This is a genomic window from Marinobacter sp. V032 (assembly GCF_052645435.1).
Map to the genome: position 1 here is coordinate 308,071 of NZ_JBQXYE010000003.1, position 13,221 is coordinate 321,291.

The following is a 13,221-nucleotide window of genomic DNA, read 5'->3' on the forward strand; positions in this document are numbered from 1 at the left end:
TACTGCATTTTGATCATGCGACCGTCAGAGGACATGCCGTGCACACTATTCTGGTTGCCCCCGATTCTTTCAAGGAAAGCCTGTCCGCCGCCGAAGTGGCTGACGCCATACGTGATGGTATGGCAGAGGTGCTGACCGATGCCGCCTACACGTTGTTGCCACTGGCCGACGGTGGTGAAGGCACCATGGAAGCGCTGGTGATCGCCGCTGGCGGGCGCTACGTCACCGTTCAAGTGACCGGCCCTGACGGTTCACCGGTGCAGGCGCGGTTTGGCCTCATCCATGACGACCGCACGGCTGTGATCGAGATGGCGGAGGCCAGCGGTCTGCAGCGCCTGCCAGTTGCTCGTCGCAACCCGATGAAAACCACCAGTCGTGGTACCGGCGAACTGATTCTGGAAGCTCTCGACGCAGACGTGGAGCAGGTGATTCTCACGCTCGGTGGCAGCGCAACCAACGATGGTGGCCTGGGAATGGCGCAGGCGCTGGGAGTCAAAGCGCTTGATGCCAGCGGCCAGCCCATCGGCCCTGGTGGTCAGGGCTTGCTGAATCTGGCGTCGTTGAATCTGCACGAACTGGATACCCGCATTCCCGCCACTCGCTTTCGCGTGATCTGTGATGTTGTGAATCCATTAACCGGTCCGCATGGGGCGACGCATGTGTTCGGGCCCCAAAAAGGGGCAACGCCGGACATGCTGATTGCGCTGGATCAGGGTATGGCGCGCTATGGTCGTCTGTTGGAACAGGTCACGTCGGTCAAGCTAATGGAGATGCCCGGAGCAGGGGCGGCCGGTGGTATGGGAGCTGCCGCCTGTGGTTTTCTGGGCGCTCGACTTGAGCCCGGCATTGATGTGGTGATGGATGCGGTGAGGTTCCGTGAACAGATCAAGGGCGTCGATCTGGTGATAACGGGTGAGGGCCGGATTGATGCCCAGACCGCCCACGGAAAAACGCTGGCGGGCGTGGCGCGGGAAGCAGCGCAGGCCGGGGTGCCGGTTATTGCATTGGCAGGCAGTGTCGGCGAGGACTACAAGGAAGCTCTGGCTTGTGGCATCACCGCTGTCTTCAGCATCACGCCTTCTCCAATGGCGCTTGATGAGGCGCTGGAGCAAGCCGGGAGTAACATTCGCCGCACAGCGAGAAACATCGCTGCGCTGGTTCGGGTCAAGGCGCCGTAATTTTCAGAACCTTACCATTGCTGGCATCAGTTAATACCCATAGCGCGCCGTCCGGGCCCTGGCGTATATCCCGGATCCGGTGTCCCGCATCTGCCAGCAAATCTTCCTCTTCAGTGACCTGCTGTTTGTCATTGATGCGCAAACGCACAATCTTCTGGAACTTCAACGCCCCGACGAACAGATCGCCTTGCCAGCCTGGCAGCTGCTCGCCGGTGTAAAAGGCCATGCCGGAAGGCGCGATAGACGGGTCCCAGTAATGTAGCGGTTGAGCCATGCCGGGAAGGGCTGTTTTGTCAGTAATGGGCTTGCCACCGTAATCAATGCCATAAGTGATGGCAGGCCACCCATAATTGGTGCCGGATTGCAGGATGTTGACCTCGTCACCACCCCGGGGACCGTGTTCATGCGTCCAGATGTCATTGGTCTGCGGATGACGGGTCATACCCTGTATGTTGCGATTGCCGTAGGTGAAAAGCGTATCCCTGGCGCCGTCGTCAAACAGGAACGGGTTGCCCATGGCCGGCTCGCCATCAATGGTAATGCGGTGCACGCCGCCGGCATCATTAGCGGTATCCTGCGCCCGGGATTTCTGTCCGCGATCACCGACTGAAATGTACAGGTGCCCCCCATCATCGAAGGCCATTCTGCCGCCAAAGTGCCGGCTGGTGCCGGAGCGGGGCAGGGCCTCGAAAATTACCTTCAAGTTGCTGAGGGCTCCGTCGCGGTATTGAGCCCTTGCGACACGCGTGGTTTTGCCCTCGTCTGTGCCATGGGCATAGCTCAGATAGATTCTTCTGTTGTCTGCAAAATCCGGATCGGCGATCACGTCAAACAAGCCACCCTGACCACCAACGGCAACTTCTGGAACACCGCTCACAGGCGCTTCTTGAAGCTGGTTGTCGACCAGTCGCCTGAGTTGCCCGGCCCGCTCGGTTACCAGCGCCTCGCCGTTCGGCAGAAACGTGATGCTCCAGGGATAGTCGAGCCCATCAGCAATTGTCTGAACCTGATACCGCTGATGATCAGACGACAGGGTGTCTGCGACCACAGGAAGCGCTGCCCCCAGACATAATCCGGAAAGAAGCCGTGAAAAAAACGAAAAGAAAATCGGGTGGTGATAATTGAGCATGCCGGGTGCCTCCTGTGTGTTCGACGCCAGAGAGACGTTCGCTACCATTCTTGTCCATTCAGTGTACGTGCTGTAAACGCCGTTGGGTTAAAAAGTGCTCACTTGAAGAGTCTCGTGACCCCTGTGCCATACTGAAAGTGCACATCATCACCTATTGAACCTGTTCTCGGATGGAGGTGTCTATGTCAGATCATCACGTCTACAAGAAAGTGGAAATTGTCGGCTCATCACGCACCAGCATTGAAGAGGCCATCAACAACGGGCTGGAGGAGTGCAGCAAAAGCATCAAGAACATCGAGTGGTTTGAAGTGATCGAAACCCGAGGCCACGTGGAAGGTGGCAAGGTCGGGCATTATCAGGTGGTCATGAAGGTAGGGTTCCGGATTCAGAGCAGTTGATCCGGTCAAGCGCTTCAACCACACGTCTCATCCGAGCGCGTGTGGTTGAAAGCTTTGTTATTGCGCTTCGGGCTGATTCATTGGGTCCATAGCGCCGGTTTGTACCTGCCATTGGGCGGCGTAGCGGCCACCCAGGGCGATGAGTTCATTGTGAGTGCCCCGTTCCTTCACCTGGCCGTCGTCGATAACCGCGATCTGATCTGCGTGAACAATTGTCGACAGGCGATGGGCGATCATGATCACCGTGCAGTGGTTACCGATGCGGCGGAGCGAGCGCTGGATGGCAGCTTCGGTTTCGTTATCAACGGCGCTGGTGGCTTCGTCGAGCACCAGAATGGGTGGGTTTTTGAGCAGTGCCCGGGCGAGTGACAAGCGCTGGCGTTGCCCGCCGGACATTCGCACGCCGCGTTCACCGACCGCTGTATTGAGGCCGTCCTGCAGGCCACTGATAAATCCCCAGGCTTCGGCTGTGCGAGCGGCTTCGATTATCTCTTCTTCCGTTGCGTCGGGCTTGCCGTAGGCGATGTTGTCGCCAATCGATCCCTCGAACAGGTAGACATCCTGACTGACCAGCCCGATGGACTGCCTTACCGATTGAAGGCTGACATCGTGGATATCCTGTCCATCGATGCTGATGCGACCGCTCTTGGCGTCGTAGAAACGCAATAATAGCTTGATGAGCGTCGACTTGCCGGAGCCGGTTGCGCCAACCAGGGCAAGCGTATGGCCGGCGGGTACGTCAAGGCTGATACCCCGGACACCGGCGCCGCTGTTGGCATATTCGAAGGCAACGTTATCGAAGCTGACAGTGCCTTTTACGGGTTGAGTCAGTGGCTTGTCTGCCTGATCGATCACGTGCACCGGCTCGGCCAGCAGATCCAGAATACGACGTGTGCTGGCCATGGCGCGCTCGAAAAGATCAATCACCTGGGCAAGCCCCGTCATCGGCCAGAGCAGACGCTGGGTCAGAAAGACGAGCACACCATAAGCGCCCACATTCAGCGAGCCTTCGATCGCCATCATTCCGCCAACGATAAACGTGGCCAGAAAGCCGGCCAGCACCGCCATCCGGATAACCGGGATAAACGCGGAGCTGATGCGGATAGCCTTGCGGTTGGCCTCCACGTAGGCCTCACTGCTGGCGCGCAGCCGGTCTGCTTCACGCTGTTCGGAGGTGAAGCTTTTGATGGTCGCGATGCCGCCCAGGTTGTTGGCGAGGCGGCTGGACAGGTCGCCCACCTTTTCGCGCACATCGGCGTAAACCGGTCCGGCCTTGCGTTGGAAATAATAGGCGCCCCAGATGATCACCGGCACCGGTGTAAAAGCCAGTACGGCAACCAGTGGCGAAATCACGAAGAATACGGCACCGACCGCAATGACGGTTACCAGTACCTGAATCATTGCGTTGGCACCGCCATCCAGGAAGCGCTCAAGCTGATTGACGTCGTCATTCATGGTGGCGACCAGCTGGCCGGAGCTGCGTGACTCGAAGAAGTGCATGTCGAGCCGTTGGGCGTGCTCATAGGCATCCTGGCGCAGATCAGATTGCAGACGTTGCGCCAGATTGCGCCAAAGAATCTGGAACAGGTACTCAAACAGTGATTCCCCGGCCCAGATGATAAAGGTCAGGCCGCCCAGAACCAGGATCTGCTCTTCAGCGGAGGTGAAGCCAAGATGGGCGACAAAGCTCTCTTCCTTATTGACCACCACATCAATCGCAACCCCGATCAGGATTTCCGGCGCGATATCGAACAGCTTGTTAATGATGGAGCAGGTGGTTGCGGCGATAATATGGCGGCGGTAGCCCCTGGCATAGCGCAGCAATCGACCGAGCGCCTGAAAACTGTTGGTACTGGACATGGTATCTCCGGAAAATGAGCCGCCGCTGACGCCAGCAAACTGAGGCCGCAAAAAGACAGGCATAGGGGAAACGTTGGAAGCCGGTAAGCCTAGCGGAAAACAGACAGCCTTAAAAGCGAATGATAATCAGCCCTGGCGCTGGTTTGCGTGTTTTTGCATCCAGCTGTCAAGCTTGTCTGCGAAGGCTTTGCGATCAGACTGTGAAAAGCTGGACGGGCCGCCGGTCATCTGGCCGGCGTTACGCATCTCTTCCATAAAATTGCGCATCGCCAGCCGTTGGCGAATATTGTCAGGCGTGAACATTTCGCCTCTTGGGCTGATGGCATCGGCTCCGTTTTTGATAGCATCGGCGGCCAACGGAATATCCTGGGTGACCACCAGATCGCCAGTCGCCAGCAAGGCCACGATCTCATTGTCGGCCACGTCGAACCCCTGAGGGACTTGTCGTGTTTTGATATAAGCGGAGGGCGGCACGCTTACAGACTGATTGGCGACAAATGTCACTTCGATTTTCCAGCGGTTCGCGGCGCGACACAGCATTTCCTTGATCACCACCGGACAGGCATCGGCGTCAACCCAGACTGGCATAATGAACTCTCCTGATAGAAAACAGCGTCAGGATACGCTTTTCGCCGCCATTCCTGTAGCGCAGGGGGTGTTTCCGGATATTCCCGGCCAGTGTTGCGGGCATTTTAACCTCACGGGTTTCGCGGACTTGTAACCGGAGCCTGTGATCATGACACTGTGCCGCCGGGTCGCTGCCCGGATCACTTTTTAACCAGGAGCTATCGAAAGCCGAATGCAAACTTCCGCATCTACACCCAATACACCTGAACGCTGCACCGTTTGTCATGCTGAACAGTTGACACTGCTGGACGTTATTTCCGAGGTGCCCTATTGGCGATGCAGTGTCTGTGAAGCCACGATGATGGACGCCCGTCACTGGCTATCGGCAGCGGAAGAAAAAGCGGTATACGATCTACACGACAACAAGCTGGACGATCCAGGATACCAGCGGTTTCTGGAGAAGTTGATGGTGCCTCTGGTGGACCGTTTGCCGGATGAAGTGCATGGACTGGATTTTGGCTGCGGACCCGGCCCTGCGCTGGCGCAGATGCTGTGCAGTGAGGGGATGGAAGTCTCGCTTTACGATCCGGTGTATCAGCCGGCAACTGACGTGCTGGAGCGCCAGTTCGATTTCATCACCTGTACCGAAGTGGCTGAGCATCTGCACGACCCGAAAGCGACGTTCGAGCAACTGGACGGGTTACTGAAGCCTGGCGGGTGGCTGGGCGTGATGACCTGCTTTCAGACTGACGATGCCCGTTTCGCCAACTGGCATTATCGCCGCGACCCGACCCATGTGGTGTTTTACCGGGAGGCGACGCTGGCGCGGATTGCCCAGGCCATGGGCTGGACGCTGGAAATACCGGCCAAAGACGTCGCCCTGTTCCAGAAACCGCAGAAGGCCTGATCAGGCCAGCTTTGGAATCCGCTTCATGCCGTTACGGATGGCCTGGTCCAGTGCTGCACTGATGACCTTGCCACTGAACGGCACAATATCTTCAAACTCAATGGTGTAGTCCACAAAGGTCTGACCGTCGATGTCCGAGAACAGGATACGGCCGATATGGTGCCGTATCGGGCTGAGGCTGGTGATGGTGTACTCGATCCGCTGGTCTGGCTCGAACAGTGTAACGGTTTCTTCCAAACCGATTGGACCAATGCCGATCTTGCGAACCGAGCCGACGCCGTTGGGGTCCGCCTGATCACTGTCCCTGATACGTTTAACCGGTGCGCCCAGCAATTTGCCGAAACGCTGGTGATCCGCGAATAGTGCAAAAACCTTCTCGCGCGGGACGCTGGTCTGTTCCTGAATCCTGATGCTGTACTTCGCCATAGTGGTGTCCATTGTTGTTATGACGCTGCGGTGTCGCAACGTTGTTAGAGCATGTCTGAGCCTACCCAGTTCTGCAGTTGAACAAAAGTGGTCATCTTAACTTGGCCCTCAATGCCGGTGCGTATGCCGGTAAGCCCGGGGCGACTCGCCCATGACTTTCTTGAACATGCGCGAAAAATAGTAGCTGTCGTCATAGCCGAGCGATTCGCTGACCGCGCGAAAAGTCAGGTCAGTTGTATCCAGTAGTTGGCAGGCGCGCTCGACCTTCAAATGAATCAGATGCTGAATCGGCGCTACACCGGTGACTTCCCGGTATCGGGTTGCAAAATGGGCAGGGGACAGGCCCGCCAGATCGGCCAGTTGCTCCAGTTTTATCCGTTCGCCCAATCTCTCCTTCATGAAGCCGTGGATGCTGTCCAGATCCAGGGTATGTTGCTGCTCCTGCACGTCGGCGCACAGCGGCACAGCTGCGAGTAGCTGCCTTAGCCTGTTGGCAGCGTGGATAAGGCCGTTAGGGCGAAAGCCGGTCTGTTGCACGCTGAGCAGCCCGTTAAAATCCACCAGCAGGCGCGGCTGCTGGCCAACGTGACGGATCAGCACCTGATCGGAAAACCCCATCTGCTCGCGAAAGGCCGGTGCCAGTGCGCCGGTAAAATGCACCCAGTGCAGCGTCCAGGGCGCGTCCGGATCAGCTGAATAACGGTGGGCGGCGCCCTCCGGAATCAACAGAAGATCGCCGGCGTGCATCACGTAGGGTTGATCTTCTACGCTGACAAACGCGCGCCCCTCAGTGCAGTAAATCATCAGGTGATCGGTGTGGTGCTGGCGGTGCATATGGTGCCCCAGCGCCTGCCGGTAGTGGCCGAAAGCGAGTGGATACAGATCTTTTGTCAGCGGGTGAATAGCCAGCATCTGCGCCAGTCGGGGCGGAATAATGTAGCGGATACTATCCCGTGGCAATGGCCATTGTGAGATCTGGGCCATAGAAACTCCGGTTGCTCTGTAATCTAAAAATAGTCCATCACGAGCGAAATTTAGTCAATCTTTGGTGGCGAATTCCTGTGCTAGCATCAGTGAAAGTTCAGGCTGATCCGGTGCCTTGCACAGGCTTGTCCGGGCCAGCCCACCATTGCCATCGACAAAAACAATCAGGGGTTGGATCATGAAGAAAGTGCCACTTTTTATTGAAGGTGAATTCCGCCAGAGCACCACGCAGGAATGGATTGACGTTACCAATCCGGCTACCAACGAGGTGATCGCGCAGGTGCCTTGTGCCACAGATGATGAGATGCAGCTGGCGATCAAGAATGCCGGTGAAGCGTTCAAGGCATGGCGTGAGGTTCCGGTATCCGAGCGGGCCCGTCTGATGATGCGTTACCAGGCACTTCTCAAGGAACATCACGACGAGATTGCCGAAATCCTATCCCAGGAAACCGGTAAAACCTTCGAAGACGCGAAAGGCGACGTCTGGCGCGGTATCGAAGTGGTCGAGCACGCGGCTAATATTCCATCCATGATGATGGGCGAAACCGTAGAGAATGTTGCCCGCGAAATTGATACCTACTCGTTTACCCAGCCTCTGGGTGTGTGCGCCGGTATTACGCCTTTCAACTTCCCTGCAATGATTCCGCTGTGGATGTTCCCAATGGCCATCGCCAGCGGTAACACCTTTATCCTGAAACCGTCCGAGCAGGATCCACTGACGCCGACGCGACTGGCGGAGCTGTTTGAACAAGCCGGCGCGCCTAAAGGCGTACTCCAGGTGGTGCACGGCGCCAAGGCTCAGGTAGACACACTGCTGACGGACCCGGCGATCAAGGCCGTGTCATTTGTCGGCTCCGTACCTGTCGGTCGTTATATCTACGAAACCGGTACCCGCAACATGAAACGGGTCCAGAGCTTTGCCGGTGCCAAAAACCACATGGTTATCATGCCGGACGCTGACAAGCAGCAAGTGGTCAATGCCTTGGTCGGCGCGTCTGTCGGCGCTGCGGGCCAGCGTTGCATGGCGATTTCGGTGGCGGTGTTTGTGGGTGCTGCACAAGAGTGGATTCCTGAAGTGAAGGAAGCCCTTGCCAAAGTGCGCCCCGGAGCCTGGGACGATGCGGGCGCCAGCTACGGCCCGGTCATCAGCCCGAAAGCGAAAGAGCGTGTGGAGCAGTTGATCAGCCAGGGTGAAGCGGAAGGTGCCCGTCTGTTGCTGGATGGCCGTAACTGTCAGGTTGATGGCCTGCCAGACGGCAACTGGGTTGGCCCAACGCTGTTTGCCGGTGTGAAGCCGGAAATGAGCATCTACAAGGAAGAAATCTTCGGGCCGGTGCTGAACTGCATGGAAGTTGGCAGCCTTGAAGAGGCGATCAGCCTGGTCAACGACAGCCCATACGGCAATGGCACCTCAATCTTCACCAGCTCCGGCGGTGCGGCGCGTCGTTATCAGCACGAAATCGAAGTAGGGCAGGTCGGGATCAATATTCCGATTCCTGTGCCGCTGCCGTTCTTCTCGTTCACCGGCTGGAAAGGATCGTTCTACGGCGACCAGCATGCCTACGGCAAACAGGCGGTGAAGTTCTACACCGAAACCAAAACCATCACCGCACGCTGGTTCTCGAGCGAAGCGGTGGACGGACCCAACTTTTCGATCAAAATGCAGTAACAGCAGGTAAGAGCGATGGATTTCGAACTTAACGAAGACCAGATCGCCTACCGGGATGCCGCCAAAGCCTTCGCTGAGAAGGCAATGGCGCCCCACGCTGCGGACTGGGATATCGACCATACCTTTCCGGTTGATGTGATCCGCGAGGCGGGCCAGCTGGGGTTTTGTGGCATCTACACGCCTGAAGCCCAGGGTGGCATGGGCCTGTCACGGCTGGATACGTCGGTCATTGTTGAAGAGCTGGCAGCGGCCTGCCCGTCAACAGCGGCGTACATCACCATTCACAACATGGCCACCTGGATGGTGGCCAAGTTCGGCAACGAGACCGTGCAGAATGACATTGCGCCGCGCATGGCCAGCGGCGAATGGCTCGCGTCTTATTGCCTGACGGAGCCCGGCGCGGGATCGGACGCGGCCAACCTGCAAACCAAAGCGGTTCGCGATGGTGATGTCTACCGGTTGACCGGCTCCAAGGTGTTCATATCCGGCGGTGGCGCCACCCAGATGCTGGTGGTTATGGCACGCACGGGCGAGCAGGGCAGCGGAGCCAAAGGTATCTCGGCCTTTGTTGTGCCTGCGGATTCCGATGGCATTCACTACGGTAAATCAGAAGACAAGATGGGATGGCACAGCCAGCCCACCCGCCAGATCAGTTTCGACAATGTTGAAGTGCCCGCGATGAATCGTCTTGGTGACGAAGGCGAAGGCTTCCGTATTGCCATGAAAGGCCTGGACGGCGGTCGTCTGAATATCGCGACCTGCTCGCTCGGTGGCGCTCAGGCTGCATTGCAGCGGTCCCGGGATTATCTGCAGGAGCGCTCCCAGTTCGGGGCGCCGCTGGCCACCTTCCAGGCGTTGCAGTTCCGGCTGGCGGATATGGTGACGCATCTCGTTGCGGCGCGGCAGATGGTCCGTTTGGGGGCCTGGAAGCTGGATCAAGCCGATCCGGAAGCGACGCTTCATTGCGCCATGGCCAAGCGTTTCGCGACCGATGCCTGTTTTGATGTCTGCAACGAAGCCCTGCAGTTGCACGGGGGCTATGGCTATATCCGCGAATACCCACTTGAACGTTATGTTCGGGATTTGCGTGTTCATCAGATTCTGGAAGGCACCAACGAAATTATGCGTTTGATCATTGCCCGTCGAGCATTGGACACGGGCGTGGTTGAAGCTATCCGATAAGGGAGTCATTGAATGAGTGACATGATTCAGCTGGAAAAACGCGGCCACATCGCCGTGCTGACCATTAACAATCCGCCGGCCAACACCTGGACTGAGGAGTCGTTGGCGGCACTGACCGAAACCATCGAATCCCTGAACACGGATCGCGATGTGTTCGCGCTGGTCGTCACCGGGCAGGGGGAGAAATTCTTCTCGGCCGGTGCCGATCTCAAATCCTTTGCCGATGGCGACATTGACCGGGCCAACCGCATGGCGCAGGCCTTTGGCAAGGCGTTCGCGACCCTGACCCGGTTCCGTGGTGTTTCAATTGCGGCTATCAACGGCTATGCCATGGGCGGCGGGCTTGAGTGCGCACTGGCCTGTGATCTCCGGATTGCTGAAGAGCAGGCGCAGATGGCGCTGCCGGAAGCCGGCGTTGGCCTGCTGCCATGTGCCGGCGGCACCCAGAACCTGCCCCTGCTGGTTGGCGAAGGCTGGGCCAAACGGATGATTCTGTGCGGCGAGCGCGTGAAGGCTAACAAAGCCCTGGCAATCGGGCTGGTGGAAGAAGTCGTGCCGACCGGACAGTCGCTCGAGAGTGCGCTGAAACTGGCAGAAGGCGCTTGTAAGCAGAGTCCGTCGTCGATCGCGCGCAGCAAAACACTGATTATGAGCGCTCGTGAAGGCCGGTCCCAGTCCGACGGTTGGCGCATGGAGCGCGAGTTGTTCATCGAGCTGTTCTCCACCGAAGACCAGCGCGAAGGCGTCAATGCGTTTCTGGACAAACGCACACCGGAATGGAAGAACCGATAAATGCCGCAGGCAGGAGACACCATGAACGATCAGTCGATTGAATTTGAAGAGTTGCAGGCCAGCGGTGGCAAGGTCATCGGTCTGGCACGACTGAACCAGCCGAAAGCATTGAATTCCATCTCGCTGGCCATGATCCGGGCGCTGCATGAAAAGCTGAACCAGTGGGAAAACCGCCCGGATATCGCTGCGGTTTGGCTTGAAGGCGCGGGAGAGAAGGCTTTCTGTGCCGGTGGAGATATCGTTGCGCTCTACCGCTCCATGACCGAACACAGTGATCATCGCCAGTCCGATGAGGGCGTGGCTTTTTTCACCGAGGAATACGAACTGGATTACCAGATCCATACCTATACCAAGCCGATCATTGTCTGGGGCAACGGTATTGTGATGGGCGGCGGTGTCGGTTTGCTGGCGGGCGCGTCCTATCGCGTCGTAACTGAAAACTCCAGGGTCGCGATGCCCGAAGTTACCATCGGCTTGTATCCGGATGTTGGCGCCAGCTGGTTTCTGAACCGGATGCCGGGGCGTTCCGGTTTGTTCCTTGGCCTGACCGGTGCCCATATGAATGCGGCTGACGCCTGTTTTGCCGGGTTTGCGGATCGGGTGATTGCCCATGATCACAAGGCACAGGTGCTGGATAGCTTGCAGCGCTCAGAGATGCTGGCTGATCGCGCCCATCTCGCCGTCAGTGATGTGTTGCGCGAATTTGAGCAGGAGTCTGCGCGCGTTCGACCTGAATCTGAACTGCGGCGTCTGCTGGATGACATCAACCGACTGACGGATGCCAATACACTAAGCGAAATTGCGGCCCGGATTGCTGCTTACGATGGCGACGAACCGCTCTTCCAGAAGGCGGCCAAGGTCGTGAGTGCAGGCTCCCCGACGTCCATGGCGATTTTCGAGCGACAGCTACAGGAAACCCGTCATGACAGTTTGGCTCAGGTATTTGAAAAGGAGCTGAAGTTGTCAATCCGCTGCCTCGAGAAAGGCGAATTTGCGGAAGGTGTACGTGCGCTGCTGATTGATAAAGACAAACAGCCACGTTGGCGTTATTCCTCGCTGGAAGGCATGGATCAGAACTGGATCGACGGTTTTTTCGATCACGCCTGAACGCATCCATCGATAGACAGTAGCCGATATAAAACGGCCGATACACAACAACAAAAGGAACAGCCAAATGTCAGCAATTACTTTTATCGGGCTCGGCAATATGGGCGGGCCGATGGTACTCAACCTGATCAAGTCCGGCCATGATGTGACCGTATTTGATCTGTCGGAAGCCGCGATCAAAGTGGCAACAGATGCCGGCGCCAGTGCAGCCGGCTCGGCAGCCGAAGCAGTCGAAGGCGCGGAGTGCGTCATCACCATGCTGCCTGCCGGGAAGCATGTGGAAGCGGTTTACCTTGGCGACGAAGGGCTGCTGGCCCGTCTGCCTGAAAATACGCTGGTGATCGATTCGTCCACTATCGCGCCAGAAACTGCGCGAGGTGTGGCTGAAGTTGCTGCACAGAAGGGTATCCGGTTCATGGATGCGCCTGTATCAGGCGGCGTCGGCGGGGCAAAAGCCGGCACCCTGACCTTTATCTGCGGCGGCGAAGACGCAGTGTTTGAGCAAGCCAAACCGGTGCTGGAATGCATGGGGAAAAACATCTTCCTGGCGGGTCCCAGCGGTGCGGGGCAGGTTGCCAAGCTATGCAATAACATGCTGCTGGCGATCCTGATGAACGGCACATGTGAAGCGCTGGCGCTGGGCGCGAAAAATGGCCTGGATCCTTCGGTGTTGTCTGAAATCATGCGCCAGAGTTCCGGCGGCAACTGGGCGCTGAACGTCTACAACCCCTGGCCCGGGGTTATGGAAAACGTGCCCGCATCGAATGACTATCAGGGCGGCTTCCTCGTTGACCTGATGAGCAAGGATCTGGGGCTGGCGTTTGATAACGCTGTGCGCAATCACGCACCGATTCCAATGGGGTCGCTCGCCCGAAACATGTACGCACTCCATGGCCAGCAAGGCAATGGTCGCTTGGATTTTTCAAGTATCCAGCGGTTTTACCGGGGCGACGAAAGCCAGTAAAAGTGAACCGGCTCTACCAATCGCGAGACTGGTGGAGCCATTTATTATCATGTGTCAT

General features: G+C 57.6%; 14 protein-coding genes. 8 read left to right on the forward strand and 6 right to left on the reverse strand.

Annotated features, from left to right (window positions below; genetic code table 11):
• The first annotated feature begins 38 nt into the window (after positions 1-38).
• Positions 39-1,178, forward strand: a complete 1,140-nt coding sequence (locus ACUN9X_RS15200) for a glycerate kinase (protein ID WP_445473640.1) — start codon at positions 39-41, stop codon at positions 1,176-1,178.
• Here ACUN9X_RS15200 and ACUN9X_RS15205 read toward each other — a convergent pair.
• Positions 1,165-2,307, reverse strand: coding sequence for a PQQ-dependent sugar dehydrogenase (locus ACUN9X_RS15205; RefSeq protein WP_445473641.1), 1,143 nt, complete (start codon positions 2,305-2,307; stop codon positions 1,165-1,167). The genes ACUN9X_RS15200 and ACUN9X_RS15205 overlap by 14 nt on opposite strands.
• A gap of 182 nt (positions 2,308-2,489) precedes the next feature.
• Here ACUN9X_RS15205 and ACUN9X_RS15210 point away from each other — a divergent pair, with 182 nt between their 5' ends.
• Positions 2,490-2,705 carry a dodecin gene (locus ACUN9X_RS15210; RefSeq protein ID WP_260034504.1) on the forward strand — a complete coding sequence of 72 codons (216 nt, stop codon included), beginning with the start codon at positions 2,490-2,492 and terminating at the stop codon, positions 2,703-2,705.
• Positions 2,706-2,762: 57 nt separating this feature from the next.
• On the opposite strand, the gene ACUN9X_RS15215 is transcribed toward ACUN9X_RS15210, so the two are convergent.
• A complete protein-coding gene (locus ACUN9X_RS15215; RefSeq protein WP_445473642.1) occupies positions 2,763-4,565 on the reverse strand; it encodes an ABC transporter ATP-binding protein in 1,803 nt (600 codons plus the stop codon).
• A 126-nt stretch (positions 4,566-4,691) separates the two neighbouring features.
• Positions 4,692-5,153: a YaiI/YqxD family protein gene (locus ACUN9X_RS15220; RefSeq protein WP_445473643.1), complete on the reverse strand. Its 462-nt coding sequence runs from the start codon at positions 5,151-5,153 to the stop codon at positions 4,692-4,694.
• 211 nt (positions 5,154-5,364) lie between these two features.
• Between ACUN9X_RS15220 and ACUN9X_RS15225 the strand changes: the two genes are divergently transcribed.
• Positions 5,365-6,039: a class I SAM-dependent methyltransferase gene (locus ACUN9X_RS15225; protein ID WP_445473644.1), complete on the forward strand. Its 675-nt coding sequence runs from the start codon at positions 5,365-5,367 to the stop codon at positions 6,037-6,039.
• Here ACUN9X_RS15225 and ACUN9X_RS15230 read toward each other — a convergent pair whose 3' ends face one another.
• The 3 genes from ACUN9X_RS15230 to ACUN9X_RS15240 all read right to left on the reverse strand — a co-directional run bounded on the left by ACUN9X_RS15230 (position 6,040) and on the right by ACUN9X_RS15240 (position 7,629).
• Positions 6,040-6,465: an SRPBCC family protein gene (locus ACUN9X_RS15230; protein ID WP_260034511.1), complete on the reverse strand. Its 426-nt coding sequence runs from the start codon at positions 6,463-6,465 to the stop codon at positions 6,040-6,042.
• A 108-nt stretch (positions 6,466-6,573) separates the two neighbouring features.
• A complete protein-coding gene (locus ACUN9X_RS15235) occupies positions 6,574-7,449 on the reverse strand; it encodes an AraC family transcriptional regulator (RefSeq protein WP_260034513.1) in 876 nt (291 codons plus the stop codon).
• Positions 7,450-7,503: 54 nt separating this feature from the next.
• Positions 7,504-7,629, reverse strand: a complete 126-nt coding sequence (locus ACUN9X_RS15240) for a hypothetical protein (protein WP_445473645.1) — start codon at positions 7,627-7,629, stop codon at positions 7,504-7,506.
• Between ACUN9X_RS15240 and ACUN9X_RS15245 the strand changes: the two genes are divergently transcribed.
• The 5 genes from ACUN9X_RS15245 (at position 7,628) to mmsB (ending at position 13,163) form a co-directional block, all read left to right on the forward strand.
• The gene (locus ACUN9X_RS15245; RefSeq protein WP_260034517.1) at positions 7,628-9,118 is read left to right on the forward strand and encodes a CoA-acylating methylmalonate-semialdehyde dehydrogenase; all 1,491 of its coding nucleotides are present in this window, start codon (positions 7,628-7,630) and stop codon (positions 9,116-9,118) included. The two genes, ACUN9X_RS15240 and ACUN9X_RS15245, sit on opposite strands and share 2 nt — an antisense overlap.
• 15 nt (positions 9,119-9,133) lie before the next feature.
• Entirely contained in the window at positions 9,134-10,300 is a 1,167-nt protein-coding gene (locus tag ACUN9X_RS15250; protein ID WP_260034519.1) for an acyl-CoA dehydrogenase family protein, read from the forward strand.
• A 12-nt stretch (positions 10,301-10,312) separates the two neighbouring features.
• Complete coding sequence (locus ACUN9X_RS15255) at positions 10,313-11,092, forward strand: enoyl-CoA hydratase (protein ID WP_445473646.1); 780 nt, start codon at positions 10,313-10,315, stop codon at positions 11,090-11,092.
• A 21-nt stretch (positions 11,093-11,113) separates the two neighbouring features.
• Positions 11,114-12,199, forward strand: coding sequence for an enoyl-CoA hydratase/isomerase family protein (locus tag ACUN9X_RS15260; RefSeq protein ID WP_445473647.1), 1,086 nt, complete (start codon positions 11,114-11,116; stop codon positions 12,197-12,199).
• 67 nt (positions 12,200-12,266) lie between these two features.
• Positions 12,267-13,163 (forward strand): 3-hydroxyisobutyrate dehydrogenase, encoded by an 897-nt coding sequence (gene mmsB / locus ACUN9X_RS15265; RefSeq protein ID WP_260034523.1) that lies wholly within the window; start codon positions 12,267-12,269, stop codon positions 13,161-13,163.
• The last annotated feature ends 58 nt before the right edge of the window (positions 13,164-13,221 follow it).

Bases quoted from the DNA above. Each gene is read 5' to 3' on its own strand.
- ACUN9X_RS15230 (WP_260034511.1), bottom strand. From the start codon at position 6,465: ATGGCGAAGTACAGCATCAGGATTCAGGAACAGACCAGCGTCCCGCGC.
- ACUN9X_RS15240 (WP_445473645.1), bottom strand. From the start codon at position 7,629: ATGATCCAACCCCTGATTGTTTTTGTCGATGGCAATGGTGGGCTGGCC.
- ACUN9X_RS15215 (WP_445473642.1), bottom strand. From the start codon at position 4,565: ATGTCCAGTACCAACAGTTTTCAGGCGCTCGGTCGATTGCTGCGCTAT.
- ACUN9X_RS15250 (WP_260034519.1), top strand. From the start codon at position 9,134: ATGGATTTCGAACTTAACGAAGACCAGATCGCCTACCGGGATGCCGCC.
- mmsB (WP_260034523.1), top strand. From the start codon at position 12,267: ATGTCAGCAATTACTTTTATCGGGCTCGGCAATATGGGCGGGCCGATG.
- ACUN9X_RS15260 (WP_445473647.1), top strand. From the start codon at position 11,114: ATGAACGATCAGTCGATTGAATTTGAAGAGTTGCAGGCCAGCGGTGGC.
- ACUN9X_RS15225 (WP_445473644.1), top strand. From the start codon at position 5,365: ATGCAAACTTCCGCATCTACACCCAATACACCTGAACGCTGCACCGTT.
- ACUN9X_RS15210 (WP_260034504.1), top strand. From the start codon at position 2,490: ATGTCAGATCATCACGTCTACAAGAAAGTGGAAATTGTCGGCTCATCA.
- ACUN9X_RS15220 (WP_445473643.1), bottom strand. From the start codon at position 5,153: ATGCCAGTCTGGGTTGACGCCGATGCCTGTCCGGTGGTGATCAAGGAA.
- ACUN9X_RS15255 (WP_445473646.1), top strand. From the start codon at position 10,313: ATGAGTGACATGATTCAGCTGGAAAAACGCGGCCACATCGCCGTGCTG.
- ACUN9X_RS15235 (WP_260034513.1), bottom strand. From the start codon at position 7,449: ATGGCCCAGATCTCACAATGGCCATTGCCACGGGATAGTATCCGCTAC.
- ACUN9X_RS15245 (WP_260034517.1), top strand. From the start codon at position 7,628: ATGAAGAAAGTGCCACTTTTTATTGAAGGTGAATTCCGCCAGAGCACC.
- ACUN9X_RS15205 (WP_445473641.1), bottom strand. From the start codon at position 2,307: ATGCTCAATTATCACCACCCGATTTTCTTTTCGTTTTTTTCACGGCTT.